The organism is Vibrio sp. 1641, from assembly GCF_033339995.1.
GTDB lineage: Bacteria > Pseudomonadota > Gammaproteobacteria > Enterobacterales > Vibrionaceae > Vibrio > Vibrio alginolyticus.
In genome coordinates, this window is sequence record NZ_JAWOVP010000094.1 from 1 (window position 1) to 835 (window position 835).

The 835-nt window shown below is 38.7% G+C and carries 1 protein-coding gene; it reads left to right on the plus strand.

Annotated elements, in window-relative coordinates; all coding sequences use genetic code 11:
- The first annotated feature begins 82 nt into the window (after positions 1–82).
- Entirely contained in the window at positions 83–400 is a 318-nt protein-coding gene (locus R7Z47_RS24345) for a hypothetical protein (RefSeq protein ID WP_025633931.1), read from the plus strand.
- Positions 401–835 lie beyond the last annotated feature (435 nt).

Below are 835 nucleotides of genomic sequence, written 5' to 3' on the forward strand. Positions count from 1 at the left end.
TTTAGAGGCTTACAATCGTGAGGTTGATGCAATTAAACGACGCAAGAACATGAAGTCTATTTAACCAGGAGAAGATTCACCAATGACATACGAAGAATTGTACGCCGACTGGGAGTATTTGTTTAAAAAAGTTGGCTGTGCTGAAGACATGACGGGTGGTTATGTTGACTCTGAAGATTTAGAGGAACTACTTAAAAAGCCAACTAAATCTACAGCAAAGAACTGCTTGAATAGACAGATCGATTATTGGTTCAGAGCTGGAATTCAGTTCGACTATGACCTCAAAGGTAGGTCGGTTTTCGATCTCATAGAAGAGTATCCGAAGATAGAAGAAATCGCAGACAGACACTTTGTTGATTTAGATGATTGTCCCGACCCTTTCGTTAAGACAAATGATTAAAGGGGAAAGCATGGTAGATTTATCTATTTATAATATTCGACCTGAGCCTAAAGAAGCTGTCTGCATTGGCTGCGGGTGTAGTGATAATAATGCATGTTTTGAGAACTCCCAGGCATGTTATTGGCTAAAAGTGGATAGAGAAAAACAGCAAGGTGTTTGCTCAAACTGTCATGACCTTTTGTCTCAGTAAATTTAGGAAATGGATGAATTTTCTATAATCACAATCGCTTAATGCCTAACTATAGGAAGGAAATAATGAGTCGTCTTGAAACACTTATAGAACAGAGCAATGATGAACTTTGTAGTGTGTCAGTCCCTGTTAAAGAACAGTGTCTGAACCGATGCAATGAATGTCCAGTTGATGATGAGTTAATTGGAACGTTGACAACAGATAGTAAGAGCTCAACAGAAGAGTCACCAAATGAGTGAGAAAGT